This is a genomic window from Bacillus cereus group sp. BfR-BA-01382, assembly GCF_022663475.1.
Taxonomy (GTDB): domain Bacteria; phylum Bacillota; class Bacilli; order Bacillales; family Bacillaceae_G; genus Bacillus_A; species Bacillus_A thuringiensis_S.
Genome location: NZ_JAKUFQ010000225.1, coordinates 1 through 1,831 on the forward strand (window position 1 = coordinate 1; position 1,831 = coordinate 1,831).

Consider the following 1,831-nt stretch of genomic DNA (forward strand, 5'->3'; position numbering starts at 1 on the left):
TTGTTCTTTATGTACTGGACAATCAAAAACTAATTCTTGTTTGTTATTTATGTATATTTTAGTTTTCAGTTGATATCCTCTATTGCGAAACTCTTTTTCTACATCTTCCCATCTAACAGTCTTTCCCTTACATTCATGACAACCCATATTTCTAATAAACTTACTCCAGGTTGTTTCCAATGTTCCATGTTTGGAACAAATGAATTTTAATGGGCTTTTACGGTCAATATAGTGATTTGTAAGCAATATTAAACCATTCTCATTGAATTTCTTTCGAATAAATTCTATATTTGGAACCGCAGTTCCTTTCTCTAATTGAATACTCATTGCCTCTGTCATTTTAAACCCCTACATTTATTTAAATCATTAATTATAAACCTAATAAACCATTGTATTATAGCAAAATTCTCACTTCATCACATCTATTTTTCATAAACAAAAGATAGATACAATAAACGTATCTACCTTTTAGTATTAAATATCTTATTATAAAAATTCTTGAACTGAATTTTCCATTGAAAAGATTTCAAGGATTGAATAATTTTTCTGAGAAATATTTACACCATACTCTGGTTTTGATGTTTGCCCAGGCTTAGTATATCCTCTATCAACAAAAACACCATTAGGTTCAGACCATGCTTCTGCGGGTATCAGAAAAACATCTGGAAATCTCCCATGTTCAAAAACCAATAATGCAAGATATAAATGTTTATTGGTTATATCAAATTTGGTTTTCTCCATGTAGACATAGCCCATACCCCTTATTGATTTTACCTGAATTTCTTTAAAATTACCTTTTTTATCTTTTACAATAAAATCTATTCCGTGGTCATCAATTTCTGGAGAGTATACCTGTAGTCCATATGATGCAAACTCCATTTTTGCAAAATATTCGCCATATCTCCCTATTTGTAATTTCTCTAATTTTTCCCAATGTAAGTTCGGCATTCGCATTTCCCCTTTGCTCATCCTTTAGTTATCATCATAACATTTTGAATAATATTAGATAAAGTATATATAATATATAGATTTTATAAATTGGCATTTCACAAGAAATGAACTTTAGGAGGAATCATACATGATGATGGTATTAATTAAACACGAACTGGATACAGTAGCGAGAAAAGTGTCTCTAAATGATGCTTTTTTAGAAGCCTTAGAATGGTCAGGAAATCCTACATCTGACGTCGAAAAGCAAGAAGATGACTTACTTCAATACCTAAAGAAACATCCTCAATTTATTCATAAAATTGAAGATGGATATAAGATTCAAGTCTTAATAGGTTGGAATTATGAAGTGCAGACACAAGCATAAAAAAAAGCAGTGAACTTAATCACTGCTTTTTTTCTTATTACACCAGTTTACTTAATTCTAACCCTAAAGCATTGATATTACGTTGACCATTGAAATAGTGGATATGAACGTCTTTATCTTTAACATTACTTAGTGCTTTTCTATAAATGGCATGATTTGAATGGGATGTCTCAAAACACACAATATCCATGTTGCTTAAGAATGATAAATCAATTCCTTTTTCATCAGGTAGAATCGTTCGAATACCAGGATAAACTTGCTTGATTCGTTGATGCCAATTTTGATGGCCACCGACAATTGCAATTTTTACATTTTCTAATTGAGCAGAATAATCTTCTTCTACCATATCTTCTTGCTCTATTTGTTCTTGCTCCTTAAATACATACTCTCTTAATGAAATTACTTCTTTACGAAGCATTTCATCTTCTTTTACTGTTTCTTCTTTTTCTTTTAATTTACGTTCTAATTCTTTAATATACGCCTCTTGTTCAGAGATTTTGTCATTCAGTTCTTTTT

The 1,831-nt window shown here is 30.4% G+C and carries 2 protein-coding genes and 2 pseudogenes; 1 reads left to right on the forward strand and 3 read right to left on the reverse strand.

What is annotated here, in order from left to right:
* A pseudogene (locus MR160_RS33500) lies at nt 1–339 on the reverse strand (hypothetical protein); the annotation flags it as partial.
* A 147-nt stretch (nt 340–486) separates the two neighbouring features.
* Complete coding sequence (locus tag MR160_RS33505; protein ID WP_240522580.1) at nt 487–948, reverse strand: DUF4365 domain-containing protein; 462 nt, start codon at nt 946–948, stop codon at nt 487–489.
* Nucleotides 949–1,078: 130 nt separating this feature from the next.
* Here MR160_RS33505 and MR160_RS33510 point away from each other — a divergent pair, with 130 nt between their 5' ends.
* Nucleotides 1,079–1,315, forward strand: a complete 237-nt coding sequence (locus MR160_RS33510; RefSeq protein ID WP_098368739.1) for a hypothetical protein — start codon at nt 1,079–1,081, stop codon at nt 1,313–1,315.
* Between the two features lie 37 nt (nt 1,316–1,352).
* On the opposite strand, the pseudogene MR160_RS33515 reads toward MR160_RS33510, so the two are convergent.
* Nucleotides 1,353–1,831: pseudogene (locus MR160_RS33515) on the reverse strand (hypothetical protein); the annotation flags it as partial.